The sequence below is a fragment of the Bacillus arachidis genome, from assembly GCF_030285945.1.
GTDB classification, from domain to species: domain Bacteria; phylum Bacillota; class Bacilli; order Bacillales; family Bacillaceae_G; genus Bacillus_A; species Bacillus_A arachidis.
On sequence record NZ_CP127376.1, the window covers coordinates 1517442 to 1542344 of the forward strand.

General features: G+C 36.5%; 25 protein-coding genes and 1 pseudogene. 23 read left to right on the forward strand and 3 right to left on the reverse strand.

Features of this window, described 5'->3' with window-relative positions:
- Nucleotides 1-14: 14 nt before the first annotated feature.
- Nucleotides 15-1369 (reverse strand): IS3 family transposase gene (locus QRY57_RS09240; RefSeq protein ID WP_286017245.1). Its coding sequence is split into 2 segments (ribosomal slippage): nucleotides 15-916 and nucleotides 916-1369, totalling 1356 coding nucleotides; the frame shifts between segments, so codons are not numbered across the junction.
- A 75-nt stretch (nucleotides 1370-1444) separates the two neighbouring features.
- Nucleotides 1445-2419 carry an asparaginase gene (locus tag QRY57_RS09245; protein ID WP_208016814.1) on the reverse strand — a complete coding sequence of 325 codons (975 nt, stop codon included), beginning with the start codon at nucleotides 2417-2419 and terminating at the stop codon, nucleotides 1445-1447.
- Nucleotides 2420-2623: 204 nt separating this feature from the next.
- Here QRY57_RS09245 and QRY57_RS09250 point away from each other — a divergent pair, with 204 nt between their 5' ends.
- The 4 genes from QRY57_RS09250 (at nucleotide 2624) to fni (ending at nucleotide 6161) form a co-directional block, all read left to right on the forward strand.
- Complete coding sequence (locus tag QRY57_RS09250; RefSeq protein ID WP_286017246.1) at nucleotides 2624-2797, forward strand: DUF5359 family protein; 174 nt, start codon at nucleotides 2624-2626, stop codon at nucleotides 2795-2797.
- Nucleotides 2798-2929: 132 nt separating this feature from the next.
- Nucleotides 2930-3607, forward strand: coding sequence for a (d)CMP kinase (cmk, locus tag QRY57_RS09255; RefSeq protein ID WP_090691106.1), 678 nt, complete (start codon nucleotides 2930-2932; stop codon nucleotides 3605-3607).
- A gap of 343 nt (nucleotides 3608-3950) precedes the next feature.
- Entirely contained in the window at nucleotides 3951-5099 is a 1149-nt protein-coding gene (rpsA, locus tag QRY57_RS09260; RefSeq protein ID WP_208016815.1) for a 30S ribosomal protein S1, read from the forward strand.
- 12 nt (nucleotides 5100-5111) lie between these two features.
- Nucleotides 5112-6161: a type 2 isopentenyl-diphosphate Delta-isomerase gene (gene fni, locus QRY57_RS09265; RefSeq protein WP_286017247.1), complete on the forward strand. Its 1050-nt coding sequence runs from the start codon at nucleotides 5112-5114 to the stop codon at nucleotides 6159-6161.
- Between the two features lie 200 nt (nucleotides 6162-6361).
- On the opposite strand, the gene QRY57_RS09270 is transcribed toward fni, so the two are convergent.
- The gene (locus tag QRY57_RS09270) at nucleotides 6362-6496 is read right to left on the reverse strand and encodes a YpzI family protein (protein ID WP_003206535.1); all 135 of its coding nucleotides are present in this window, start codon (nucleotides 6494-6496) and stop codon (nucleotides 6362-6364) included.
- 118 nt (nucleotides 6497-6614) lie between these two features.
- Between QRY57_RS09270 and QRY57_RS09275 the strand changes: the two are divergent.
- The 19 genes and pseudogenes from QRY57_RS09275 (at nucleotide 6615) to aroA (ending at nucleotide 24820) form a co-directional block, all read left to right on the forward strand.
- A pseudogene (locus tag QRY57_RS09275) lies at nucleotides 6615-7225 on the forward strand (YphA family membrane protein).
- Nucleotides 7218-8111 (forward strand): YIEGIA family protein, encoded by an 894-nt coding sequence (locus tag QRY57_RS09280; protein WP_026591209.1) that lies wholly within the window; start codon nucleotides 7218-7220, stop codon nucleotides 8109-8111. The pseudogene QRY57_RS09275 and the gene QRY57_RS09280 overlap by 8 nt, the downstream one beginning before the upstream one ends.
- On the forward strand, nucleotides 8108-8293 hold the full coding sequence (locus QRY57_RS09285) for a capping complex subunit for YIEGIA (protein ID WP_026591208.1): 186 nt from the start codon (nucleotides 8108-8110) through the stop codon (nucleotides 8291-8293). The genes QRY57_RS09280 and QRY57_RS09285 overlap by 4 nt, the downstream gene beginning before the upstream one ends.
- 124 nt (nucleotides 8294-8417) lie before the next feature.
- Entirely contained in the window at nucleotides 8418-9728 is a 1311-nt protein-coding gene (gene der / locus QRY57_RS09290) for a ribosome biogenesis GTPase Der (RefSeq protein ID WP_026591207.1), read from the forward strand.
- 18 nt (nucleotides 9729-9746) lie between these two features.
- Nucleotides 9747-10769, forward strand: coding sequence for an NAD(P)H-dependent glycerol-3-phosphate dehydrogenase (locus QRY57_RS09295; protein WP_026591206.1), 1023 nt, complete (start codon nucleotides 9747-9749; stop codon nucleotides 10767-10769).
- A gap of 117 nt (nucleotides 10770-10886) precedes the next feature.
- Complete coding sequence (locus QRY57_RS09300; protein ID WP_026591205.1) at nucleotides 10887-11138, forward strand: stage VI sporulation protein F; 252 nt, start codon at nucleotides 10887-10889, stop codon at nucleotides 11136-11138.
- Nucleotides 11139-11586: 448 nt separating this feature from the next.
- The gene (locus tag QRY57_RS09305; protein WP_026591204.1) at nucleotides 11587-11790 is read left to right on the forward strand and encodes a DUF2768 domain-containing protein; all 204 of its coding nucleotides are present in this window, start codon (nucleotides 11587-11589) and stop codon (nucleotides 11788-11790) included.
- A gap of 109 nt (nucleotides 11791-11899) precedes the next feature.
- Nucleotides 11900-12610, forward strand: coding sequence for a YphF family lipoprotein (locus QRY57_RS09310; protein ID WP_026591203.1), 711 nt, complete (start codon nucleotides 11900-11902; stop codon nucleotides 12608-12610).
- 239 nt (nucleotides 12611-12849) lie between these two features.
- Entirely contained in the window at nucleotides 12850-14328 is a 1479-nt protein-coding gene (gene spoIVA, locus QRY57_RS09315; RefSeq protein WP_026591202.1) for a stage IV sporulation protein A, read from the forward strand.
- A gap of 411 nt (nucleotides 14329-14739) precedes the next feature.
- Nucleotides 14740-15012 carry an HU family DNA-binding protein gene (locus QRY57_RS09320; protein WP_001043860.1) on the forward strand — a complete coding sequence of 91 codons (273 nt, stop codon included), beginning with the start codon at nucleotides 14740-14742 and terminating at the stop codon, nucleotides 15010-15012.
- 122 nt (nucleotides 15013-15134) lie between these two features.
- A complete protein-coding gene (folE, locus tag QRY57_RS09325; protein WP_026591201.1) occupies nucleotides 15135-15704 on the forward strand; it encodes a GTP cyclohydrolase I FolE in 570 nt (189 codons plus the stop codon).
- A 403-nt stretch (nucleotides 15705-16107) separates the two neighbouring features.
- Entirely contained in the window at nucleotides 16108-16860 is a 753-nt protein-coding gene (locus QRY57_RS09330; protein ID WP_286017248.1) for a heptaprenyl diphosphate synthase component 1, read from the forward strand.
- Between the two features lie 30 nt (nucleotides 16861-16890).
- Nucleotides 16891-17604 carry a demethylmenaquinone methyltransferase gene (locus tag QRY57_RS09335; RefSeq protein ID WP_026591199.1) on the forward strand — a complete coding sequence of 238 codons (714 nt, stop codon included), beginning with the start codon at nucleotides 16891-16893 and terminating at the stop codon, nucleotides 17602-17604.
- Nucleotides 17605-17636: 32 nt separating this feature from the next.
- Complete coding sequence (gene hepT / locus QRY57_RS09340; protein ID WP_286017249.1) at nucleotides 17637-18599, forward strand: heptaprenyl diphosphate synthase component II; 963 nt, start codon at nucleotides 17637-17639, stop codon at nucleotides 18597-18599.
- A gap of 125 nt (nucleotides 18600-18724) precedes the next feature.
- Nucleotides 18725-19171: a nucleoside-diphosphate kinase gene (gene ndk, locus QRY57_RS09345; RefSeq protein WP_000415880.1), complete on the forward strand. Its 447-nt coding sequence runs from the start codon at nucleotides 18725-18727 to the stop codon at nucleotides 19169-19171.
- 313 nt (nucleotides 19172-19484) lie between these two features.
- On the forward strand, nucleotides 19485-20657 hold the full coding sequence (gene aroC / locus QRY57_RS09350) for a chorismate synthase (protein ID WP_286017250.1): 1173 nt from the start codon (nucleotides 19485-19487) through the stop codon (nucleotides 20655-20657).
- Entirely contained in the window at nucleotides 20657-21748 is a 1092-nt protein-coding gene (gene aroB / locus QRY57_RS09355) for a 3-dehydroquinate synthase (RefSeq protein ID WP_026591196.1), read from the forward strand. Before aroC ends, aroB begins: the two co-directional genes overlap by 1 nt.
- 352 nt (nucleotides 21749-22100) lie before the next feature.
- Nucleotides 22101-23213, forward strand: coding sequence for a histidinol-phosphate transaminase (gene hisC, locus QRY57_RS09360; protein ID WP_286017251.1), 1113 nt, complete (start codon nucleotides 22101-22103; stop codon nucleotides 23211-23213).
- Between the two features lie 329 nt (nucleotides 23214-23542).
- Nucleotides 23543-24820 carry a 3-phosphoshikimate 1-carboxyvinyltransferase gene (gene aroA / locus QRY57_RS09365; protein WP_286017252.1) on the forward strand — a complete coding sequence of 426 codons (1278 nt, stop codon included), beginning with the start codon at nucleotides 23543-23545 and terminating at the stop codon, nucleotides 24818-24820.
- Nucleotides 24821-24903: the final 83 nt, after the last annotated feature.

A 24903-nucleotide genomic window follows, 5' to 3' on the forward strand; every position in this document is an offset into this window, starting at 1 on the left:
ACACGGTTATTTCATTAGGCAGCTTGATAAAAGTGAGTCCGGTATTGCACCGGGCTCATTTTTAATTTTGCCTTTATCCGTTTCGTATTATAGTAATCTATATATTTTTCTAATTCTATTTTAAAATGCTCTACACTTTCAAACTCTTTTATGTAGAGGAATTCCGACTTCATGATCCCAAAGAAATTCTCCATTACTGCGTTGTCGTAACAGTTTCCTTTTCGAGACATACTCTGCACAATACCTCTTGATTCAAGTGTACGGACATATTGTTTCATTTGATAATGCCACCCTTGATCTGAATGCATCAGTAGCTGGTGATTTTCAGGTAAACGTTCTAATGCTTTCTCTAACATTTCTGAAACAAGTGAATACGTCGGTCTAGAGCCAATTGTATATGTAATAATTTCACTGTTATACAAGTCTAATACAGGTGATAAATAAAGTTTCTCTCCAAACAATTTAAACTCTGTGATGTCTGTTACCCATTTTTGATTCGGGGCATTTGCATTAAAATTGCGCTCTAAAATATTTGGTGCAATTTTACCGAATTTCCCCTTATAAGACTTATATTTTTTCATACGCACAACACACTTTAATCCAAGCTCTTTCATAATGCGCTGAACCTTCTTGTGATTCACTTTCTGACCACGATTCGTTAACTCATCACGAATGCGACGGTAGCCATAAAGCCCTTCATTTTCCTCATAAATCGCTTTAATCTCAGCTTTCAAATCGGTATCTAGATCCGGACGATTCATTTTCTTCACTAAATCATAATACGTGCTTCGTGGAATATCAGCTAGCTCCACGAGTGCCTTCACCGAATATTTATGCCTTAATTCATAGACTACTTGCGCTTTGTCCTGTTTAGTGACTTTTCCTTGTTTTGAACTAAGGCATTCAACTTTTTTAAGTACTCATTTTCCATTTCAAGCTGTTTAATACGTGCTTCAAGTGCTTCGACTGATCCTTCAACTGGTGCTTGTCTTGATTGTTTATTTGACACTTTTTTCATGGATGGACGCCCCTTTTTCTTTGATTGAAGGGCATCAATTCCTTGTGTTTCGAGTTGTTTTTTCCAAACAATAATCGTTGAAGGGGCAGGAATGTTAAAGATAGCTGCCGTTTCAATTAAGGACGTACCGTTTTCAATCATAAAATTTAGTACGTCTAGTTTAAATTGTTGTGTGTAATTTGTATACCGTTTTAGGAAAGCTTCCACACCATTCTGCTTATATTGGTTTACCCAATTCAAAATTACTGTGTCTCTTATGCCGATCGCTTTACCAATTTCTCGATAACTTTCATTTCCGTTCAAATAACGTAGAACGATGTGTATTTTTTCATCAGCCGTAAATTTAGCCATAGAAAAACTGCACCTCCAATTGTTAGATTATGTGTCTAACAATTGGGGTGCAGTTCAATTTCGACAGCTTATTTTTTAATCCTGCATAAACATTTGTTGGATTTTGTCTTTAGAATGAGTACATTCTAAAGCAACAAGTAGTTTAATACGAGCTTTTTGGGCGTTTAAACCATATGTGAAAACAATACCCATATCTTTTAACTGTTTTCCCCCACCCTCATAGGAATATACATCTTGGACAATTCCGTTAAAGCATCGGGAAACAAGAACAATTGGAATTCCTTTATTTATTAAGCGTTGCAAACTAGAGAGCGTTCGTGGTGGTAAATTACCTTGACCAAGTGCTTCAATTATGATCCCATCTACCGGTAGGCTTTCAATTGCTGTTAATAATGTATCATCCATACCAGCGTAAGCTTTTAACACAACGACATTTTTAGAAACTTGTCCGACTTCGTATGTTTCATGATGTACGAGAGCGTGATGGAAGACAACCCCGCGCTTTGTCACCATACCGATTGGTCCGTATTGAGGGCTTTGGAATGTTGCGACATTACTTGTATGTGTTTTTGTTACATTTGTTGCACAGTGGATTTCGTCGTTCAACACGACAAGAACACCTTTTCCAAGTGCTTCGCTACTACTTGCAACCTTTACAGCGGATAAAAAGTTATATAAACCGTCAGCGCCTAATTCGTTGCTAGAGCGCATTGCCCCCGTTACAACAATTGGAATGTTCGCTTGTACAGTTAAATCTAAAAAATATGCAGTCTCTTCTAATGTATCTGTACCATGTGTAATGACAACACCATGGATGTCTTCATTTTTTACTCTTTCGTCAATGATGACTTGTAATTGTAACATCTCACTAGGAGTCATATGAGGTGATGGAAGATGAAAGACATCTTCAACAATTAAATCAATATTACCCTCTAAATCAGGAATGAACTTTAAAAGAGGATTTTGTTTTCCAGGTTGTACAACCCCAGTTTCTTTATCTTCTTCCATTGCAATTGTTCCACCTGTGTGTAAAACTAGGATTTTTTTCAATGTTTATACCCCTTTCTAGTCGAAAAATACATTAAGAACATACCATGTTTTTGCTAGATTCGACAATGGAAATGTATAAAAGTTTGTATTAAAAATGAAAATAAAGTTAGCTACTTTATATTTGAGATATATAGAAGTGAGAGGATTTTTAGTTTTGTATTGTAGGTTGTTGAAATGAATAAAAAAATGAGAAGAGGACATTTTTTGAAAAAAATTGAGGAAGTTCTAATTCGTATAGTATTAGTTCAATTTATTTGTCTTTGCATTATTCAATTGCTTTTTATGCAAGAATCTACAGTGAAATATTTATCGAAAATTGTTTATTATGAAGGTGTTGTAGATAAAGGTATAACGAATGTTTTACAAGTGAATAAGTAGTTTTCATTTTCTTCTAGTAAGGATTGTGCTACAATAATTGAGGATTTAATCGACATGAAACAAGCGCAGAGAAGCAGGGGATTTGTACCTGCTTTTCATTTTGTTTTACAAGTGAAAAAATGAGGTGTTACAATGGATAAACGAATTTCAATTGCGATAGATGGTCCAGCGGCTGCTGGAAAGAGTACAGTTGCAAAGATTGTTGCGAAAGAACTTTCTTATGTGTATATTGACACAGGTGCAATGTATCGTACACTTACATACGCTGCTCTTCAGCAAAATGTAGATATTGAGAATGAAGAAAGTTTAATGGAAGTTTTAAAAAATGTAAATATAGAGTTTCAACAAGGTGAAAATACACAGCTAGTTTTCTTAAACAACCAGGATGTATCCGACGCGATTCGTACACCGGACGTAACAAATCGCGTATCAATTGTTGCTAAGCATCGTCTTGTTCGTGAAGAGATGGTACGTCGTCAACAAGCTCTAGCAGAAAAGGGCGGCGTAGTAATGGACGGGCGTGATATTGGTACGCATGTGCTACCTAATGCGGAAGTGAAAATTTTTATGCTTGCTTCTGTTCAAGAAAGAGCGGAGCGGAGACATCTTGAAAACACGAAGAAAGGTTTCGCTTCTAGTTTAGAGCAACTGAAAAAAGAGATTGCTGAGCGCGATAAGTTGGATTCAGAGCGTGAAGTTTCTCCACTGAAAAAAGCGGATGATGCATTGGAATTAGATACAACTTCTTTATCAATTGAAGAAGTTGTCCGAGAAATCATGGATATTGTTTCTGTAGCATTTGCAAAATAAAGAAAGGGGGAATCCTCTTTCTTTTTTATTTTGAAAATATCAGTATAGTGAGACGCTTTCCTTGACAAATAAGTCAATTTGTAAGAAGTTAGTAAAAGAAGAGGAACTGTCAGAATATATTCGCTATTTTATTTTAAAACATACTTTATTCAAGGTGATTTTGCTGTATACTATTTATATAGGTTACTATATCTTCTATAAAGTGTAGGATAAACAATAGATTGTTGCATGTATTAGAAGCGAGTATATGCTAAAACATTCTTATAACATGCAAATGAAAGCATTTGTTTTCATTTCGTATATACATAAAAAAGCTTTGTCAATTCTGTAGGGAGGTATTTCCATGGTAGAGAAAATGAATGAAGAAGTTATGGATTCAAAAGTATTACAAGTGGGTGACGTTGTTACGGGTTCTGTAACAAAGGTTGAAGAAAAACAAGTTCTTGTAAATGTTGGATACAAAACAGATGGCGTTATTCCGATTAGTGAATTAGCTAACGTTCATATTGAAAAAGCGAGCGATGTTGTAGAATTAGACCAAACTCTGGAATTAAAAGTTATTAAATTAGAAGATGATGATCTTGTGTTATCGAAACGTGCTATTGATGCAGAAAAAGCATGGGTAGAGTTGCAAGAGAAATTCACTTCAGGTGAAGTGTTTGATGTTACTGTGAAAGATATTGTGAATGGTGGTTTAGTTGTGGACCTTGGTGTCCGTGGATTTATTCCAGCTTCACTTGTAGAAATGCACTATGTAGAAGATTTTACTGATTATAAAGGAAAAACATTAGCGGTGAAAATCGTTGAATTAGATCGTGAAAAGAATCGTGTTATTCTTTCACATAAAGCAGTTGTCGAACAAGAATTAGATTCGAAGAAAAAAGAAGCAATTTCTTCTTTAAAAGAGGGGGACGTTGTGGAAGGTACAGTTCAACGATTAACTGACTTCGGTGCTTTTGTGAATGTTGGTGGCGTAGATGGTTTGGTACACATTTCACAAATTTCTCATGATCGTGTTGCACAGCCTTCTGATGTGTTAACACAAGGACAAGGTGTTAAAGTTAAAGTGTTATCAGTTGATGCAGATACGCAGCGTATTTCTTTATCGATTAAAGCAGCACAGCCAGGACCTTGGGAAAACGTTTCTGCTGAAGTTAAAGCAGGTGATATTCGAGAAGGTGTAGTGAAGAGAATTGTTACATTCGGTGCTTTCGTTGAAATTTTACCAGGTGTAGAAGGCCTTGTGCATGTATCACAAATTGCAAATCGTCATGTGAAAAACCCAAATGAAGTACTGGAAATGGGACAACAAGTGAAAGTGAAAGTACTTGAAGTGCATGCGGCAGAAAAACGAATTTCTTTAAGTATAAAAGAAGCTATTGAAGAAAATAATGAAACAGAAGATTATAGCCAATATGAGCCGACTTCTGAATCTGCAACTTTCCAATTTAGTGATATTATTGGTGAACAACTGAAAAAATTAAAAAAATAAAGAGGGATACAAGTGGTAAGGGCGAAACGAAAATTAGAACATATTGAATATGCTCTTTCCACCGGACAGTCTCGTATACATGGCTTTCATGACATTGCTTTTGTCCATCAAAGCTTGCCAAATTCAAGTTATGAAAGCATTACATTTGAAACAAAAATCGGCGAACTTTCATTAAGTTCGCCGATTTTTATCAATGCAATGACTGGTGGTGGGGGAGATCGCACATTACATATTAATGAGCAGTTAGCACACGTGGCAAAGTATCACAATCTTACGATGGCTGTTGGTTCTCAAATGGCTGCTTTAAAAGATGAAACAGAAGCCTCCTCTTATCGAATTGTTCGAAAGGTGAATCCAAATGGAATCATTTTTGCAAATTTGGGTAGTGAAGCAAGCGTTGAGCAGGCGAGGCGTGCAGTTGATATGATTGAAGCAAATGCGTTGCAAATACATTTGAATGTCATTCAAGAATTAACGATGCCAGAAGGCGACCGAGATTTTACAGGCGTATTGGAGCGAATTGAAAAAATCGTAATAAGTTCACCGGTTCCAGTTATAGTAAAAGAAGTAGGGTTTGGTATGAGTAAAGAAACGGTACAACAACTAGTTAATGTTGGCGTTACAGCTGTAGATATTGGTGGTTATGGTGGCACAAACTTTGCCGCAGTTGAAAATGAACGAAGGCAGCGAATGCTTTCTTATTTTAATGATTGGGGCATTCAGGTGGCTACCTCAATAATAGAAGCGTCCTCTACAAATAACACCCTCTCCCTTATTGCATCTGGTGGTATACAAACGGCACTTGATGTAGCAAAAGCAATCGCGCTAGGTGCGCAAGCGACGGCTTTTGCTGGTTATTTTTTACGTATATTAATGAATGATGGTGTAGACAAGTTAATCGAAGAAATAGAACTTTTACATACAGATTTACAATTTATTATGACGGCCCTTGGAGCGAGAACGATTTCGGAGCTTCAGCGAGTGCCACTTATTGTGAAAGGTGATACGTATCATTGGTTAGCACAACGTGGAATTGATACTACATGTTATAGTCAGAGATAATACACTCTTACATCAGGATTTTTCCATGGGCTATTTGTTAATTATAAGGTGAAATAATTAATATATACACGAAACTTCGAGTTTCTAATCGTGTAGAAGCAATTAAGAAAGCGATGGAAATTGGTTTAATAACATAATGAACTTTGAGACGATGAAATGAAAAAACAGCCAACATTGGCTGTTTTTTCATTTCATTTTGTTTAATGCTGATTTTGTTTACGAGCTTGTTCTGGTGTATCAAGACCAGTTGCACCAGGATATTGCAATGATTGGTCACGATCTGATTCAACACGGCGTGATTGTTTTAACTTCTTTTCTTGGCGGTCTTTTCCCATTGTTGTATACACCTCCTTAATAGAAAGTGTTGCTGTTATAAGAAAAACTATGCAAAAAGAAGAAAAGGATTAGTTTTCATAAAAAGTTCCCATAATGGAAATGATAGGAGGGAAAAATATGGAGGGAAGTTATTTTTATTTCGTAGCATGGATGGGTTGGATTGTTACAACATTTTTTTTGAGAAAAGATGAAATTCGTTGGAAAGTCAGTGCTGTTATATTAATGTTTATTATTTGTTCCCAGATAACCGTATCTATTGCTTCTTTCACTATATCAGTAAATGCTCTTATACTTGGTGTTATTTCTTTTTTGGGGGTTGCCCTATATTCTATATGGAAAAAAATGTATGCTTTATTGTCGGCACTTATTATTGCTATGTTATACACGAGTTTTCATTTATTAGAGGTGTACGACCCGATTTGGATTGTTATTGATCGAACCTTTATGTTAAGTGGTACTCTTGTGTATGCATCGATTTTATTACATAGAGATCGTTTATTGCGTCTATGTTCCTTGTATGCCGGAGCGCTACAAGGAGAAATATTGGTAACATTTATTTTTCGCAGGCTTCATTTTCCATACGAATTTGGTAGTTTGACATTTTTTGATATCATTGCTGTTTCTACGCTACTTGTAATGCTGATGTTTTATATCGTAAAAATATCGGCGTATAGAGGACTGTTTAGGAAAAAACATGTAAAAGAAAGGCAAGGGTAATACATGACTGAATATACATCAGCCATTTTATGTGGCGTCATAGCTGGAACGCTAACACGAATTTTGATGCTTCGTACAGATACGAGGCAGTATCCGACACGTTTACATGGAAAAATCATTCACGTTGCTATGGGGCTAATTGCAGCAGCTTTAGGAGCGATTGCTATTCCGTCTATTTTGAAGAAGGACTTTTCAGCAATCACCTTTTTGACGTTAGCTGCGTCTCAATTTCGAGATGTTCGAAATATGGAAAGGAATACGCTGCAGCAATTAGATGGATATGAGCTTGTACCACGTGGAAATACGTATATTGAGGGGATAGCCCTTGTGTTTGAAAGTCGCAACTATTTAGCGATGTTAACAGCGTTTGTGACAACATTTACATATATAGGATTTCATTCATGGATTGCTGGTGTAGTTGCTGGCTTAGTGGGATTCTTTATTGCAAAAACATTGATGTCTGGTAAAAGGTTACGTGATCTTGTAGACATTGAACATGCTCCTCTCCGTTTTGAAGGAGCAGGACTATATATTGATAATATTTATATTATGAATATTGGATTGCCAGCAAGACAAGAAGAAATTATGAAGTATGGAATGGGCTTTATTTTAAAGCCTAAGTCTATTGACGCAAGGGTAACGATTTCCAATCTTGGACAACGACAAGCAATCTTGCATGATGTTTCGGTTGCATTAGGCGTATTTAGAGATTCTGGAACTCCAGCGTTAGTCCCATTGGCTAAACGTGATTTAGAAGATGGAAGGGTAGGGTTATTTGTACTCCCACAAGACCAAGATGTAAAAAAAGCGATTGCAGTAATAGGAAGTGTGCCAACGTTAGAAAGTGCTGTTCACATGTCATCAGAGGCCCCGAAAGGAAGGGGAGATATGAGATGAGGTTAGAAAGTTATATTCTTGCTGTAATTACAACAACGCCAGAAAAGTTCGCTGGTGGAGCGCCTTTATTTATGTGTGATTCAAAAGAAGAAATGGAATTTGTAGCAAATAATTTAGAAGCGATTTTAGACGGCATTGCACACCGCCTACAAGAGAATGTATATATTATTGTGAAACATTAGTAACGTGTGATATAATATGAGGTGTTTTGATACGATGAGAAATATTCTGGAATGCAAATCCCTTCTTGCACAAAGAAGGGTTTTTTACATAATAAACAGAAGCAAGTTGAAAGGATGAAATGATATGCCGAAACCAGTAGTGGCAATAGTAGGACGCCCGAACGTAGGGAAATCTACTATTTTCAATAGAATTGTTGGAGAGAGAGTTTCAATTGTAGAAGATATCCCAGGGGTAACGAGAGATCGTATTTACAGTGCGGGAGAATGGTTAAATCATGAATTTAACATTATAGATACAGGTGGAATTGATATTGGAGATGAGCCGTTTTTGACACAAATTCGTCAACAAGCAGAAGTTGCGATTGATGAAGCGGATGTTATCATTTTTATGACAAATGGCCGCGATGGTGTAACAGCTGCGGATGAAGAAGTAGCAAAGATTTTATATCGTTCTAAAAAGCCGGTTGTACTAGCGGTGAATAAAGTTGATAATCCAGAGATGCGTAATGATATTTATGATTTCTATGCATTAGGATTTGGTGAACCATTCCCAATTTCAGGTACACATGGATTAGGTTTAGGTGATTTATTAGACGAAGCAGCAAATCATTTTCCAAAAATTGAAGAGGAAGCATATGATGACGATACAATTCGTTTCTCGCTAATTGGTCGCCCAAACGTAGGGAAATCTTCACTAGTAAATGCATTGCTTGGTCAAGAGCGTGTAATCGTAAGTAATGTAGCAGGAACAACACGTGATGCTGTCGATACACCATATAGTAAAGATGGCCAAGATTACGTTATCATTGATACAGCTGGTATGCGTAAAAAGGGAAAAGTATACGAGAGCACTGAAAAATATAGTGTACTTCGTGCACTAAGAGCGATTGAACGCTCTGACGTTGTCTTAGTTGTTTTAGACGGCGAAGAAGGAATTATTGAGCAAGATAAAAAAATTGCTGGCTATGCACATGATTCAGGACGAGCTGTTATTATCGTTGTGAATAAATGGGATGCAGTTAAAAAAGACGAAAAGACAATGAAAGCATTTGAAGAAAATATTCGTGCGCATTTCCAATTCTTGGATTATGCACCGATCGTATTCTTATCTGCGAAAACGAAAAAACGTACACAGACATTATTACCAGTTATTAATGAAGTCAATGAAAGTCATAGCATTCGCGTACAAACGAATGTACTAAATGATGTAATTATGGATGCGGTGGCAATGAATCCAACACCAACACATAATGGTAGTCGCTTGAAAATTTTCTATGCAACACAAGTTGCAGTGAAACCACCAACATTTGTTGTGTTTGTAAATGATCCAGAACTAATGCATTTTTCATATGAACGTTTCTTGAAAAATCGTTTGCGTGAGTCGTTTGGCTTCGTAGGAACGCCAATCCGAATTATTTCTAGAGCAAGAGACTAATGGAGAGGATGTGATTTTATGAAAAAAATCACAGTAGTAGGAGCAGGTAGCTGGGGAACAGCGTTAGCGATGGTATTAGCTGACAATGGTCATGATGTACGTATTTGGGGGAATCGTTCAGAGCTTATGGATGAAATTAATATGAAACATGAGAATAGTCGATACCTTCCAGGAATTACATTGCCAAGCACAATCGTAGCCTACTCTTCTTTAGAGGAATCGTTAGTAGATGTAGATACGGTACTTTTAGTTGTACCGACGAAAGCTTATCGCGAAGTATTAAGAAATATGAAAGATATTGTTTCACAGCCAATTACTTGGATTCATGCAAGTAAAGGAATTGAACCAGGTACTTCAAAACGTATTTCAGAAATGATTGAAGAAGAAATTCCAGCGCATCTTATTCGTGATGTTGTTGTTTTATCAGGGCCAAGCCACGCGGAAGAAGTAGGGCTTCGTCAAGCGACGACGGTGACTGCTGCTGCGAAGCGAATGGAAGCGGCTGAAGAAGTACAAGATTTATTTATGAATAGTTATTTCCGAGTGTATACGAATCCTGATATTGTTGGAGTAGAGCTCGGTGGAGCGTTAAAGAATATTATCGCATTAGCCGCTGGTATAACAGATGGCCTTGGGTTAGGTGATAATGCAAAAGCCGCTCTTATGACGCGTGGCTTAACGGAAATTGCCCGTTTAGGAAGAAAGATGGGTGGTAATCCGTTAACATTTGCTGGTTTAACAGGAATGGGTGACTTGATTGTAACTTGTACAAGCGTGCATAGCCGAAATTGGCGTGCAGGGAATATGCTTGGAAAAGGATATTCATTAGAAGAAGTACTCGATAGTATGGGTATGGTAGTTGAAGGTGTACGAACAACGAAAGCGGCATACGAAATGGCTGAGAAAATGGAAGTTGAAATGCCGATTACGTCAGTTTTATATGATGTACTATTCAATGGGAATAATGTGAAAGATGCAGTAGGATCATTGATGGGACGTGTTCGTAAACACGAAGTTGAAGCGATACCTGATTTATTATAGGTAAAAGCTGTATACGTGCAGAAAAGCGCGTATACAGCTTTTTGTTTTTCTGGGTCTTTTCACCATTTGTTTCTTTTTGCATACGATGGATTGTAACTTGAAGAGAGGGTGAAGGGAATGGATAATAACATTTTCAGTAATATTGAGAAAGAAGCAAAAGTAAATAAAGACGATATTTTTAAATTAGCGTCATCTGTACAAAATGCAAATTTACGCGATGAGAAAGTACTACGTCAATTAATCCATCAAGTCGCAGTAATGGCAGGGCGAGAGGTACCAAAAGAACAAGAAGATCAAATTGTAAAAGCGATTATTAATAATAACATGCCGACAGACTTTAGCTCGTTAAGTAAAATGTTTAAAAAATAAAGTATGGGAAACAAAGGGCTTAAGGATTGCATACGATAGCTATGAAGAAACGGGGTTAGAGCTGTTTGTGGGCATATTTGGTCAACCGAGGCGAAGGGGATATATTCGCTTCGGTTTTATTTTTGTTTTTTTACGATTGGCTGTGAGCGGTAATATTTTGTCTTAAAGCTTAACTGAAAGTAAAGGAGTGAGAGAAAAAGGGATTTTCATTAATGGAAGCTTACTTTTATTGATTGTATAGAAATCTATTTTGATTTTTAGATATACAAGTTACTGCTACGAAAAATAAAAGGTGGCCCGTACTCATATACTCTCTTTGCCTTTATATGGCATGGGACTGCTCTCTCCCACCTAAAAAAGAATGGTCTTATATTATTTTTCTATTTGTTTAAAATTTTTAATTTGTTAAAATAATATAAAAATAGATTAATAATTAAGGGGTGTACATATGTCTGAAGGACTTATCAAAATGTGGTTTTCTTTAGGGGCTATGGGGTTTATGTTTATTGCTGTGGTTTTCATTTTATTAAGCAGACATAAAATGAAGAATAAAATTTTGAAAGGGATTACAGCGAGTATTGCCTATACACTTATGATTGTATCCGGGATTGTTATTTTCCTTGTAGTGTTTAGTGGACCGGTTGAACAATAAGAATGAATCATCACCACTCTTTGTTTTCAAATAGATTGTGAGGAGGTAGGTGCAGATGTGTAAACAAATTTTAATGGATGTGAGTGAGAAAATAAAGGATGGATTGTCTGTGAAAAAAACTTATATTATTTTAATATTTTGTTGTATAAGCCTTTTATCGGGGTGTATGTATCCTAAAGAAAATTTGAAACAAAATGCTGTCCCTTATGAAGATCAATTGCAAGCTGTTCAAAAGGCAGTTAATACATATAAGGAACAAAATAGTGGTTTATTACCAATCAAAACACGGGATATGAACACACCGATTTATCAAAAATACCCCATTGATTTTCAAAAAATTGCACCACGTTATATACAAGAAGCGCCTGGGAATGCGTATGAAAGTGGTGGGGTGTATCAATACGTATTAGTAGATGTAGAAACAAATCCAACAGTGAAGTTACTTGATGTCAGAATGGCGGAACAAATACGAGATGTTCAGTTGAAGTTGCAAATGTATCGCGATGATCATCAATATCCTCCTTTTAAAAAGGTGATTGCAGATGGTGTTTATGAACTGGATTTCAAAAAAATGGGATATAAAGATGTACCACAAGTAAAAAGTCCATATTCTGGAAAGGGATTACCGCTTGTAATCAATGAAAAAGGAGAGATTTTTGTTGATTACCGAATGGATTTATATGAAATATTACAAAAAAATGGAGAAGAAATGAAAGAGGGAGAAGATATTCGGGATATGCTTTTAAAAGATACACCATTTGTGCCTGCATACTCTTTACCGTATACAGTAAAAAACGGAGAACCAATTTTTTTTAAATGATAAGTCATGAACCTTTCTTTTAGCGAATAAATTCTAGAAGAAAGGTTTTTTTCATGTAATACAACTTATGATGAAAACAAAAAGTTTCTTTTTAAATAGTCATATGAATTTAGGACAAAATCATATGATATATTGTCCGCACTTCTAGAATCCTTTATAGGATAGGAAACATCAATGAAAGGTATTGTTTCTGAATACAAACTTGTATTATTCCCAAAAAATTCGAGGGAGGGAATCAATTGGAAAAGGTCGATATTTTTAAAGATATTGCTGAGCGCACAGGCGGTGATATTTATTTAGGGGTTGTAGGAGCTGTTCGAACAGGGAAATCAACATTTATTAAAAAATTTATGGAGCTTGTTGTTATTCCGAATATCGAAAATGATTCAGATCGTCAGAGAGCACAAGATGAATTACCTCAAAGTGCCGCTGGACGTACAATTATGACAACAGAACCGAAATTTGTTCCAAACCAAGCGGTTTCCATCCATGTTGATGATGGTCTTGAAGTAAATATTCGATTAGTAGATTGTGTAGGTTATACGGTTCCTGGAGCGAAAGGCTATGAAGATGAGAATGGCCCACGAATGATTAATACACCGTGGTATGAAGAGCCTATCCCGTTTCATGAGGCTGCTGAAATTGGAACGCGTAAAGTAATTCAAGAGCATTCTACTATTGGGGTTGTCATTACAACTGATGGAACGATTGGAGAAATTCCGAGAAGGGATTATATAGAAGCAGAAGAACGTGTTATCAATGAGTTAAAAGAAGTAGGTAAACCGTTTATCATGATTATTAATACAGTACAGCCATATCATCCAGATACAGAACAGTTGCGCCAGAGTTTATCAGAAGAGCATGATATTCCTGTACTAGCAATGAGTGTGGAGAGTTTACGAGAAACAGATGTTTACAATGTACTTCGTGAAGCTTTATTTGAATTCCCTGTTTTGGAAGTGAATGTGAATCTTCCAAGTTGGGTCATGGTGTTAAATGAAGGGCATTGGTTACGCCAAAGTTATCAAGAAGCTGTTCAAGAGACGGTTAAAGATATAAAACGCCTGCGGGATGTAGACCGCGTTGTCTGGCAGTTTAGTCAATATGAGTTTATTGATCGGGCGAGCCTAGCTGGGATTGATATGGGGCAAGGTGTTGCGGAAATTGATTTATACGCACCGGATGAACTGTACGATCAAATATTAAAAGAAGTTGTAGGAGTAGAAATTAGAGGGAAAGACCATTTGTTAAAGCTTATGCTTGATCTTTCTCATGCAAAAACGGAGTATGATCAAGTTTCAGATGCTTTAAGAATGGTCAAACAAACAGGATATGGTGTGGCTGCGCCCGCCTTGGCTGATATGAGTCTAGATGAACCGGAAATAATTCGTCATGGATCGCGATTTGGTGTGAAATTAAAGGCAGTTGCACCGTCTATTCATATGATTAAAGTAGATGTTGAATCCACATTTGAACCAATTATTGGTACTGAAAAGCAAAGTGAAGAGCTTGTTCGCTACTTAATGCAAGATTTTGAGGATGACCCGCTTTCTATATGGAATTCTGATATCTTTGGACGTTCGCTTAGTTCAATTGTCCGAGAAGGGATTCAAGCAAAATTGTCTTTAATGCCTGAAAATGCACGTTATAAATTAAAAGAAACGCTAGAAAGAATTATCAACGAAGGATCTGGCGGATTAATTGCTATTATTTTATAAACAAAAGCTCCCTGCTGGCAGGGGGCTTTTGTTTTTTTATTTCGCTATTTGCAGGTGGTAGGATGCTTACGGTAAGGTTCAAAGAAAAGAGAGGAAGGAAGATAGATGGGAAGGTAACGATTCGTAAATACTTGATTCATGAGGAGAGTTTTACTTTGTAGGGGAATAGATAGAAATAGACATTATCTAATACTTTGTAGCATATTGTCAAGTTTCATCGTTTTTTCACATTTTCGCGGTAACAATTTCTTTAAAAATATTGAATTATACAGGAGAATCGTATAATATAGGCGTTGATAATGATTTATCTACATCTTTGTAGTATAGAATTTGTAAAAATTGCCTACAAATGAAAGTAAGACTCATTTTATGATCATTATACAGTCTTATCTTTGGGAGGAGGTGAATGGCATGAACAAGACAGATTTAATCAATGCTGTTGCAGAAGCAAGTTCCCTTTCTAAAAAGGACGCAACAAAAGCAGTTGACGCTGTTTTTGATTCTATCTTAGAAGCTTTAAAACAAGGTGATAAAGTACAATTGATCGGATTCGGTAACTTCGAAGTTCGTGAGCGTGCGGCTCGTAAAGGACGTAACCCACAAACTGGTGAGGAAATTGAAATCGCTGCAAGTAAAGTACCTGCATTCAAACCTGGTAAAGCGTTAAAAGATGCGGTTAAATAATCCTTACATATTAACAGGGAAGAAGAGTTTCCTTTTTGGGAACTCTTCTTTTTGCTTTTAAAATCATAAATATGCTAGAATGTGTTCGTATCACTTTTAGGTTTTTCGGGAGGGTTAAGCGGATGGCAAAAGTTAACTTAGAACAAATCGAGCAAGCAGTGCGTCTTATTCTAGAAGCAATTGGAGATGATCCAAATCGTGAAGGAGTACTTGATACGCCGAAACGTGTTGCGAAAATGTATGCAGAAGTATTTTCAGGTATGCATGAAGATCCAAAGGAACATTTGCACAAAGTGTTCGGAGAAGATCACGAGGAGCTTGTATTAGTAAAAGATATTCCATTCTATTCGATGTGTGAGCACCATCTTGTTCCGTTTTACGGAGTTGCTCATGTTGCATATATTCCACGTGGTGGAAAAGTAACAGGTTTAAGTAAATTAGCTCGTACTGTAGATACAATTGCACGTCGTCCACAACTTCAAGAGCGTATTACGTCAACGGTCGCTAATTCTATTATGGAAGTACTAGAACCTCATGGTGTGATGGTAGTTGTTGAAGCGGAGCATATGTGCATGACAATGCGCGGCGTGAAAAAGCCGGGTGCAAAAACGGTAACTACAGCAGTGCGCGGTGTGTTAGAAAATGATGCAGCGGCACGTAGCGAAATTTTGTCTTTTATTAAGACAAAGTAAAGGAAAGCGGGAAACTGCTTTTCTTTTTTATTTATATTATTTTATTTTAATAAGAGTTTCCTGTCGATGTAGGCTATTTGTAAGAAGAAATATCAGTATCAAAAAAAGAGATTAGGTGGAGAACTACTGCTTGTAAAATTTAAATGTTTGTAATGAAGTAGATAGAAAGGAAACCTTCACTTTAATGTGAGTTTATTAAGGAAATATAGTCTTTAAACAAGGGTTATATTTTTTTATGATTGTTCAAAAATTTATAGGTGAATGAAATTTTGTTTTTTTATGCGTATCGCACAAATAGAATTCTAAATTGTAGTTTGTTTTGATTCCCTAAGTTTTGGTTATAGAAAATAGAGTGTATGTGTTATAATAGGTTTTATGAATTAGAAAACAAGGGTGATTTTTTGTGTGTGACATCTACGGAGGGTATGCGGATATAAAGGAGCAGTTGTTATCAAAGCTGCGCCATCCTTATTTTATAAACTATATTGAAGAACCATTTATTGATGAAGAAAAGGTAGTACTTTTATATGCTGCTTTAAAAAGTGCAAATTTACATAAAGACCAAATCGATCACTATGTTGTGACGATTATGCTTGTACAAATCGCTCTTGATACACATGAAAAAGTATCAAACAAGGCAGATGAAGAAACAAGTGGATTCCATAAGCGTCGTCAGCTTACAGTACTTGCAGGTGATTACTATAGTGGATTGTATTATTATTTACTTTCAATGAATTGTGATATTGTATTAATTCGTGCGCTTGCTGAGGGGATTAAAGAAATTAATGAACATAAAATTATGTTATATCAGAGAGCATATGAAACAGTAGATGAAGTAGTTAAAAGTGTTATGACCATTGAATCGGCACTTTTACAAAAAACGTGTGATCATTTTCATTTATCACATTGGAAACCGTTTATAGCGTATATGCTAGGGAATAATCGTCTTCAAAAAGAGTATCAATTGCATGCTGAAAGAAAAAATACACCTGTTTTTCAAGCAGTTCAAGCAGTGTTGTCAAATGATGACAAAAATGTGGAAGCTGTCTTTACAGAGTGGATGGAAGAAATGAATGAACAAGAAAAAATATTTCTACAAAGTCATAAAGAAATTGATGAGGTAGTTTCTACTTTAAAAGATAAACTGAAAACATAAGCAACTTTATATTGGAAGAAGGGTAAGCGCATGCAACAATCAAAAGAAGAAAGAGTACATGACGTATTTGAAAAAATCTCTGATAAATACGATGTAATGAACTCAGTTATAAGTTTTCAAAGGCATAAAGCATGGCGAAAAGAAACGATGCGAATTATGGATGTGCAGTTAGGAAGCAAGGCGTTAGATGTGTGTTGTGGAACTGCTGATTGGACAATTGCACTTGCTGATGCGGTTGGAACGACTGGGAAAGTATATGGATTAGACTTCAGTGAAAATATGCTATCTGTTGGGAAAGAGAAAGTTGAAGCTTTAAATTTAAAACAGGTAGAACTTATGCATGGGAATGCAATGGAACTTCCATTTGAAGATAATACATTTGATTATGTAACAATTGGCTTTGGTCTTCGTAATGTTCCTGATTATATGCATGTACTAAAAGAAATGACTCGAGTAGTAAAACCAGGCGGCAAAGTAATTTGTTTAGAAACATCTCAACCAACAATGATTGGTTTTCGTCAGATGTACATTTTGTATTTCAAATATATTATGCCGTTGTTTGGTAAAATGTTTGCGAAAAGCTATAAGGAATATTCATGGCTTCAGGAGTCTGCTAGCACATTCCCTGGGATGAAAGAATTAGGGAAGATGTTTGAATCTGCAGGGCTTGAGCATGTACAAGTGAAACCATTTACCTTTGGTGTAGCAGCTATGCACTTAGGATTCAAACCAAAATCAAAATAGAAAAAAGACGTTTTTAGGTTAAGGTGAACAATATGAAGTTACAACTTATGTACTCTTTTTTACGATCCGATATTGATGTAATAGAAAAAGAATTAAAAAAGGTTGTTGCCTCAGAGCAACAACTAATAGAAGATGCGGCATTACAGCTTATCGAAGCTGGTGGTAAACGAATTCGTCCTGTTTTTGTGCTTCTTGCAGGCAAGTTTGGAGACTACAAGTTAGATGCAATTAAACATGTTGCAGTTGCTTTAGAGCTCATTCATATGGCTTCTCTTGTTCATGATGATGTAATTGACGCAGCATTCTTACGAAGAAGTAGTGCAACCGTAAATGCAAAATGGGGAGACCGTATTGCAATGTATACGGGAGATTATTTGTTTGCAAAGTCTCTTGAGTGTATTACAAATTTAGAAGTTCCTAAAGCACATCAGGCATTATCGTATACAATTTTGGAAGTATGTAAAGGTGAAATCGAACAAATTAAGGATAAATATAATTATAATCAAAATTTAAGAACATATTTACGACGGATTAAGAGAAAGACAGCATTGTTGATTGCGGCTAGTTGTCAGTTGGGAGCTATTGCTTCTGGTGCGAGCCGTGATACAGTAAATCGTTTGTTTTGGTATGGTTATTTTGTTGGTATGTCTTATCAAATTATTGATGATATTTTAGACTTCGTTTCAACAGAAGAAAAATTAGGAAAACCTGCTGGTGGAGATTTGTTGCAAGGGAATATTACACTCCCAGTTTTGTATGCAATGGAAGATCCAAAGCTTCGCGCGAAAATAGTTTCTGTGCATGAAAATACAACTGCAAGTGAGATGAAAGAAATTATTCATGATATTAAAACAAGCTCAGCAATCGATCGGGCATTTGCATTTAGTGAACGTTATTTACATAAAGCATTAGAGGTAATAAAACCATTGCCACGTGGACAAGCAAAATATGCTTTGCAAAATGTTGCAAAGTATATTGGGAAACGAAAATTTTAATGACTTTCTTTTATAAATAAAATAATCTCTCTATTTCAAAACTATTGCACAATTGTGACAAGGGTGATAATATGTGTGTGGGGATATACAATTACATACATAATTCAGAAGTGGAGAGATTTTTTATGGAAAAAACATTTCTAATGGTAAAACCAGATGGTGTACAACGTGCCTTCATTGGGGAAATTGTAGCTCGTTTTGAGAAAAAGGGCTTTCAATTAGTTGGTGCGAAATTAATGCAAGTTACTCCAGAAATTGCAGGAGAACATTACGCTGAGCACAAAGAAAGACCTTTCTTTGGTGAATTAGTAGATTTTATTACATCTGGTCCTGTTTTTGCAATGGTATGGCAAGGTGAAGGTGTAGTAGATACTGCTCGTAATATGATGGGTAAAACAAGACCTCATGAAGCGGCACCAGGTACAATTCGTGGCGATTTTGGTGTAACAGTTGCGAAAAATATTATCCATGGTTCTGATTCTCTAGAAAGTGCAGAACGTGAGATTGGTATTTTCTTTAAAGAAGAAGAATTAGTAGACTACTCAAAATTAATGAATCAATGGATTTACTAATTATTTTAAAATAATTTGTAAACGCTTTAATTACTGTGGTAACAGTGGAAAGTGCAAGGGGAGTGTGAATACTCCTCTTGCACTTTTTTAGTTTCAAATAGTTACGAAGTAAAGGTTGGTATGATATATTGATACATAAAGTGGAACTTCTATAAATGAAGAATAACTTTGGAACAACTATACAAATTGAAAAAACGATATAAACTTTTTCTTTTTTAGGAAGAGATCATCGGGCCATGCATAAAAGCGGTCAGAGCCTCTTCCCGCCCGTTAATGTGGGATAAAAGAATTACAAGAAAAGGGGGAATAACCGATGCGATATATTACAGCTGGTGAATCTCATGGTCCGCAACTTACGACAATTTTGGAAGGTATTCCAGCAGGGTTACCTTTAGTACCAGATGATATAAATGAAGAATTAGCAAGAAGGCAGAAAGGTTACGGACGTGGCAGACGCATGCAAATTGAAAAAGATCAAGTGCAAATAGTTAGTGGTGTCAGACATGGTCATACGCTTGGTTCTCCCATTACACTCGTTGTTGAAAATCGAGATTTTACTCATTGGACAAAGATTATGGGAGTAGATCCGTTAACTGAACAAGAAGAAAAAGAGATGAAGAGACAAATTACAAGACCGAGACCTGGTCATGCTGATTTAAATGGTGCAATTAAATATGGACACCGTGATATGAGAAATGTACTTGAACGTTCTTCAGCACGTGAAACAACGGTTCGAGTTGCAGCGGGAGCTGTTGCAAAAAAACTTTTAGCAGAACTAGGTGTAAAAGTTGCTGGACATGTAATTGAAATTGGTGGTGTGCAAGCAGAAAAGTTTACATACGAATCAATAGAACAACTAAAAGAAATTACAGAAGCATCTCCTGTTCGTTGTTTAGATGAGGAATCGTCTGAAAAGATGATGCAGGCAATTGATGATGCAAAAGCAAGTGGAGATTCAATTGGTGGGGTTGTAGAAGTAATTGTAGAAGGAATGCCAATTGGAGTAGGGAGTTATGTACATTATGATCGAAAACTCGATGCGAAATTAGCAGCAGCAGTAATGAGTATAAATGCTTTTAAAGGTGTGGAAATTGGTATTGGATTTGAAGCAGCACATAAGCCAGGGAGTCAAGTACACGATGAAATTCTTTGGGATAAAGAAAAAGGATATACGAGACGAACGAATCATGCAGGTGGATTAGAAGGTGGCATGACAACAGGAATGCCGGTTGTTGTTCGCGGTGTCATGAAACCAATTCCAACTCTATATAAACCGCTTCAGAGTGTTGATATTGATACAAAAGAATCTTTTTCAGCGAGTATTGAACGATCTGATAGCTGTGCTGTACCGGCAGCTAGCGTTGTGGCAGAAGCAGTTGTTGCATGGGAATTAGCAGCGGCTTTAGTAGAACAATTTGGAGCAGATCGTATGGATTGTATTCGTGAAAATATAAAGAAACATAATGAATATGCGAGGGAGTTTTAATGGAAAAAATACATATTCAAACACAGTCTAAAGAGTATGATGTATATGTCGGAAAAGATGCGCTGTCACATTTGACAACGCTTGTTCGAAATATGAAACCAATTGTTTCTAATATCATGGTCATTTCTGATGAATCTGTCGCATCATTCCATTTAGAAGCAGTTATGAATGCATTACAAGTAGAAAAACATGTTTTTTCATTTATTGTTCCAAGTGGAGAGAAAGAAAAATCATTTGAAAATTTTTATGCGGCTCATACATCAGCACTTGAAAATGTGATGGATCGACATTCTCTAGTTGTTGCACTTGGAGGAGGAATGATTGGTGATTTAGCTGGTTTTGTTGCGGCTACATTTATGCGCGGTATTCGCTTTATTCAAGTTCCGACAACTTTACTGGCACATGACAGCGCAGTTGGTGGAAAAGTTGCCATTAACCATCCGCTAGGGAAAAATATGATTGGAGCGTTTCATCAACCAGAAGCAGTTTTGTATCATACTCCATTTCTAAATTCATTACCGGAAAAAGAGTGGCGTTCAGGGTTTGCTGAAGTAATTAAACATGCCTTTATCGGTGATGTTGAATTGTATCATTGGTTACAGCGGGAAGTAAAAGGATTAGAAGATATACGGGATGAAAAATTAATTTATATATTAAAGCGAGCAATTCCTGTAAAAGCGAATATTGTAGCACAAGATGAAACGGAAAAAGGTGTACGTGCTCATTTGAATTTTGGACATACATTAGGACATGCTCTTGAAAAAGAGATGGGGTATGGAAAAATTACACATGGTGATGGAGTAGCGATTGGTATGTTATTCGCTATATTTTTAAGTGAACAAATTTACAAGGTAGACCTTGGTTATAAAGAAATACAGCGTTGGTTTTCTCAGTATGGTTATCCGCATATGCCAAAGAACCTACATATAGAACGTCTTGTGCAAGTAATGAAGCAAGATAAAAAAGCGAACGCAGGAACAATTCGTATGGTACTTATGCAGGAATATGGGGTAGTGAATGTCGTATCTATTTCTGATGAGACTGTTCATACTGCATTAGAAGCATTTCAAAGAGATGCGGAATCCATTTGATTTGTGTAATTTGCGGCGCAATTACAGGTAAGGGTCGTGTAGTTGAGGAGATATTGACTGTAGAAGAGCGTTTAATGAAAAGAATAAAAAATGATAATGGAACCCTATCCCGCTGATACTGTATCGATGGCTGACATAAATGCATGTTTTCTGGCATCGTGAAGACGCTTGGAAGGCTTTACTTATGTATGAGTGATGTATGTAAAAGACATAGATACATCGAATGCTTTATAGAAATGTATTCGTATGATGACAGTCATGACAAAAAAGTTGCAGCATGAAGTAGAGCATATGTATTGTGAAAAGGCGATTGTATTACGGTCTGATCTAGTAAATGACAGGGGGAACTAAAATGAGAGTAAAAGAGCAATTGTTAACTTTGAAAGCGTATGTGCCTGGTAAAAACATTGAAGAAGTAAAAAGAGAGTATGGGTTATCTAAAATTGTAAAATTAGCATCTAATGAAAACCCGTTTGGTTGTTCAAAACGTGTAGGAGAAGCGTTAGCTGCATTAAGTACACAATCCGCTCTGTATCCAGATGGAGCAGCGTTTGAACTTCGTGAAAAAGTAGCTGCACACCTTCATGTGAAACCAGAACAACTTTTATTCGGTAGTGGTTTAGATGAAGTGATTCAAATGGTTAGTCGCGCCTTATTACAAAAAGGTACAAATGTTGTGATGGCAAACCCAACATTTTCACAATATCATCACCATGCTGTAATTGAAGGGGCAGAGGTTCGTGAAGTGCCGCTTAAGGATGGTATTCATGACTTGGATGCGATGCTAAAGGAAATTGATGAAAAAACGCAAATCGTATGGATTTGTAATCCGAATAACCCGACAGGAACATATGTAGAAAAACAAAAATTACTTTCATTTTTAGAGGCAGTTCCCAAAACTGCCCTTGTTATTATGGATGAAGCATACTATGAATACGCAGGAGCGGAAGACTATCCTCAAACATTGCCGCTTCTTGAAAAATATGAAAACCTCATGGTGTTACGTACATTTTCAAAAGCATATGGTTTAGCTGCTTTTCGTATTGGATATGCTGTGGGGAATGAAAAACTTATACAGCAATTAGAAGTAGCAAGATTACCATTTAATACTTCATCTATTGCGCAAGCAGTTGGTTTGGCAGCGGTAGAAGATCAAGAATTTTTACAAGAATGTGTGAAACGAAATGCTGAAGGGCTAAATCAATATTATACGTTCTGTCAGGAGTACGACGTTTTTTACTATCCATCACAAACAAATTTCATCCTCTTAGATCTTGGGATCCCTGGTAATGAAGCATTTGAAAGATTAATGCAAAAAGGGTATATAGTTCGTTCAGGTGCTGCGTTTGGATTGCCAGATGGTATTCGTATTACTGTTGGTTTAAAAGAAGAGAATGATGAGATTATTGGATTGCTTACGGAACTTGTGAAAGAGCAGAAAAAGAAAGAAGAAACATATTCTTAAGAAAAGTCACGGCTCCTCATTATAGGAGTCGTTTTCTTTTAGACCATATTTGCGCGATGAAGACGGAAAGCAGTACAATAAAGATATGTACATATAAATTGAAAAACTGACATAAAATCTAATCTTTAGGTGAGGGAGAGGATTCGGCCGTGCATGGAACCGATCAGTGTCTTTTTTAGCCATGTGCTAAGGGAAGATCAAGAGAGTAAAAGAGTATGGATCACCTTTTGCTCTTTATAACAACTTATATGTTAGAAAATCAACATGAATATATAGAGATGATATAGGTGTACAAAAGTATATATTATTTGTAATAGAGGTGATAAAAAATGAGGAGAATCATGAGGCGGAAGAATGGTTTGAATGGCACAATTGCTGTACCTGGAGATAAATCAATTTCGCACCGTGCTGTGATGTTTGGAGCTATAGCAGTGGGTACAACAAAAATTTCAAATTTTTTATTAGGAGAAGACTGTTTAAGTACGATTGCTTGCTTTCAAAAATTAGGCGTAATGATTGAACAAGATGGTAACGATGTCAATGTATATGGAAAAGGATTAGCTGGATTACAGGAACCAAAAGAGGTACTAGATGTAGGTAATTCAGGAACCACCATTCGTCTTATGCTCGGTATTTTAGCAAATACTCCTTTCCATTGCACTATCATTGGCGATGAATCTATTGGAAAACGTCCTATGAAACGTGTTACGGCCCCTCTTCGCGAAATGAATGCACAAATTGACGGAAGGGAAGAGGGACAATATACGCCCTTGTCGATACGTGGAGGAAATATAAAAGGTATACACTATCATTCTCCTGTAGCAAGCGCGCAAGTGAAATCAGCGGTTTTACTTGCTGGTTTACAAGGAGAAGGGATAACATCAGTAACCGAACCGCTACAATCACGTGATCATACGGAGCGAATGCTACGGGCATTTGGATGTAAAGTAGATGTGAATAGTCGAACAGTTTCATTACAAGGTGGTCAATCGCTTACGGGATTGGAAATTGAGGTTCCAGGTGATATTTCTTCAGCAGCCTTTTTCTTAGTAGCGGGTGCAATTGTACCGAATAGTAAACTTGTATTGAAAAATGTTGGTTTAAATCCAACAAGAACAGGGATTCTAGATGTGTTATCAGAGATGGGAGCGCGTATTTCAACTCACAATGTTCGAAATGAAGAGTTTGAACCATGTGGAGATATTACAATTGAAACTTCTGAGTTGAAAGGAATGGAAATTGGCGGTTCACTTATTCCAAGATTAATTGATGAAATTCCTATTATTGCCTTACTGGCGACACAAGCGATAGGGACAACAATTATTAAAGATGCTGAGGAGTTAAAAGTAAAAGAAACGAATCGTATTGATACAGTTGTGTATGAGCTTCAAAAACTGGGAGTGAAAATTGAAGCGACTTCAGATGGCATGATTATTAATGGAAATCAGAAATTACAAGGAAATATTGTTGATAGTCATGGAGACCATCGCATTGGTATGATGCTTGCAATTGCGTCCTGTATAGCAGAAGGCGAAGTGCAAATTGAAAATGGTAATGCAGTCGCGGTATCCTATCCGGAATTTTTTGATCAGTTAGAATCTCTGTGAAGCAAAAGAATCTTTTCAGTTGGGAAAGATTCTTTGCTGTTTCCTTTTAGTTGCGTACGTGGTGACAGTTGTTTATTATTAAT

Coding starts and splice junctions, on each gene's coding strand:
- folE (WP_026591201.1), top strand. CDS start 15,135: ATGGCAAAAGTTAACTTAGAACAAATCGAGCAAGCAGTGCGTCTTATT.
- aroC (WP_286017250.1), top strand. CDS start 19,485: ATGCGATATATTACAGCTGGTGAATCTCATGGTCCGCAACTTACGACA.
- QRY57_RS09280 (WP_026591209.1), top strand. CDS start 7,218: ATGACTGAATATACATCAGCCATTTTATGTGGCGTCATAGCTGGAACG.
- QRY57_RS09295 (WP_026591206.1), top strand. CDS start 9,747: ATGAAAAAAATCACAGTAGTAGGAGCAGGTAGCTGGGGAACAGCGTTA.
- ndk (WP_000415880.1), top strand. CDS start 18,725: ATGGAAAAAACATTTCTAATGGTAAAACCAGATGGTGTACAACGTGCC.
- der (WP_026591207.1), top strand. CDS start 8,418: ATGCCGAAACCAGTAGTGGCAATAGTAGGACGCCCGAACGTAGGGAAA.
- QRY57_RS09285 (WP_026591208.1), top strand. CDS start 8,108: ATGAGGTTAGAAAGTTATATTCTTGCTGTAATTACAACAACGCCAGAA.
- aroA (WP_286017252.1), top strand. CDS start 23,543: ATGAGGAGAATCATGAGGCGGAAGAATGGTTTGAATGGCACAATTGCT.
- QRY57_RS09335 (WP_026591199.1), top strand. CDS start 16,891: ATGCAACAATCAAAAGAAGAAAGAGTACATGACGTATTTGAAAAAATC.
- rpsA (WP_208016815.1), top strand. CDS start 3,951: ATGGTAGAGAAAATGAATGAAGAAGTTATGGATTCAAAAGTATTACAA.
- QRY57_RS09320 (WP_001043860.1), top strand. CDS start 14,740: ATGAACAAGACAGATTTAATCAATGCTGTTGCAGAAGCAAGTTCCCTT.
- QRY57_RS09305 (WP_026591204.1), top strand. CDS start 11,587: ATGTCTGAAGGACTTATCAAAATGTGGTTTTCTTTAGGGGCTATGGGG.
- hepT (WP_286017249.1), top strand. CDS start 17,637: ATGAAGTTACAACTTATGTACTCTTTTTTACGATCCGATATTGATGTA.
- QRY57_RS09270 (WP_003206535.1), bottom strand. CDS start 6,496: ATGGGAAAAGACCGCCAAGAAAAGAAGTTAAAACAATCACGCCGTGTT.
- QRY57_RS09300 (WP_026591205.1), top strand. CDS start 10,887: ATGGATAATAACATTTTCAGTAATATTGAGAAAGAAGCAAAAGTAAAT.
- hisC (WP_286017251.1), top strand. CDS start 22,101: ATGAGAGTAAAAGAGCAATTGTTAACTTTGAAAGCGTATGTGCCTGGT.
- aroB (WP_026591196.1), top strand. CDS start 20,657: ATGGAAAAAATACATATTCAAACACAGTCTAAAGAGTATGATGTATAT.
- cmk (WP_090691106.1), top strand. CDS start 2,930: ATGGATAAACGAATTTCAATTGCGATAGATGGTCCAGCGGCTGCTGGA.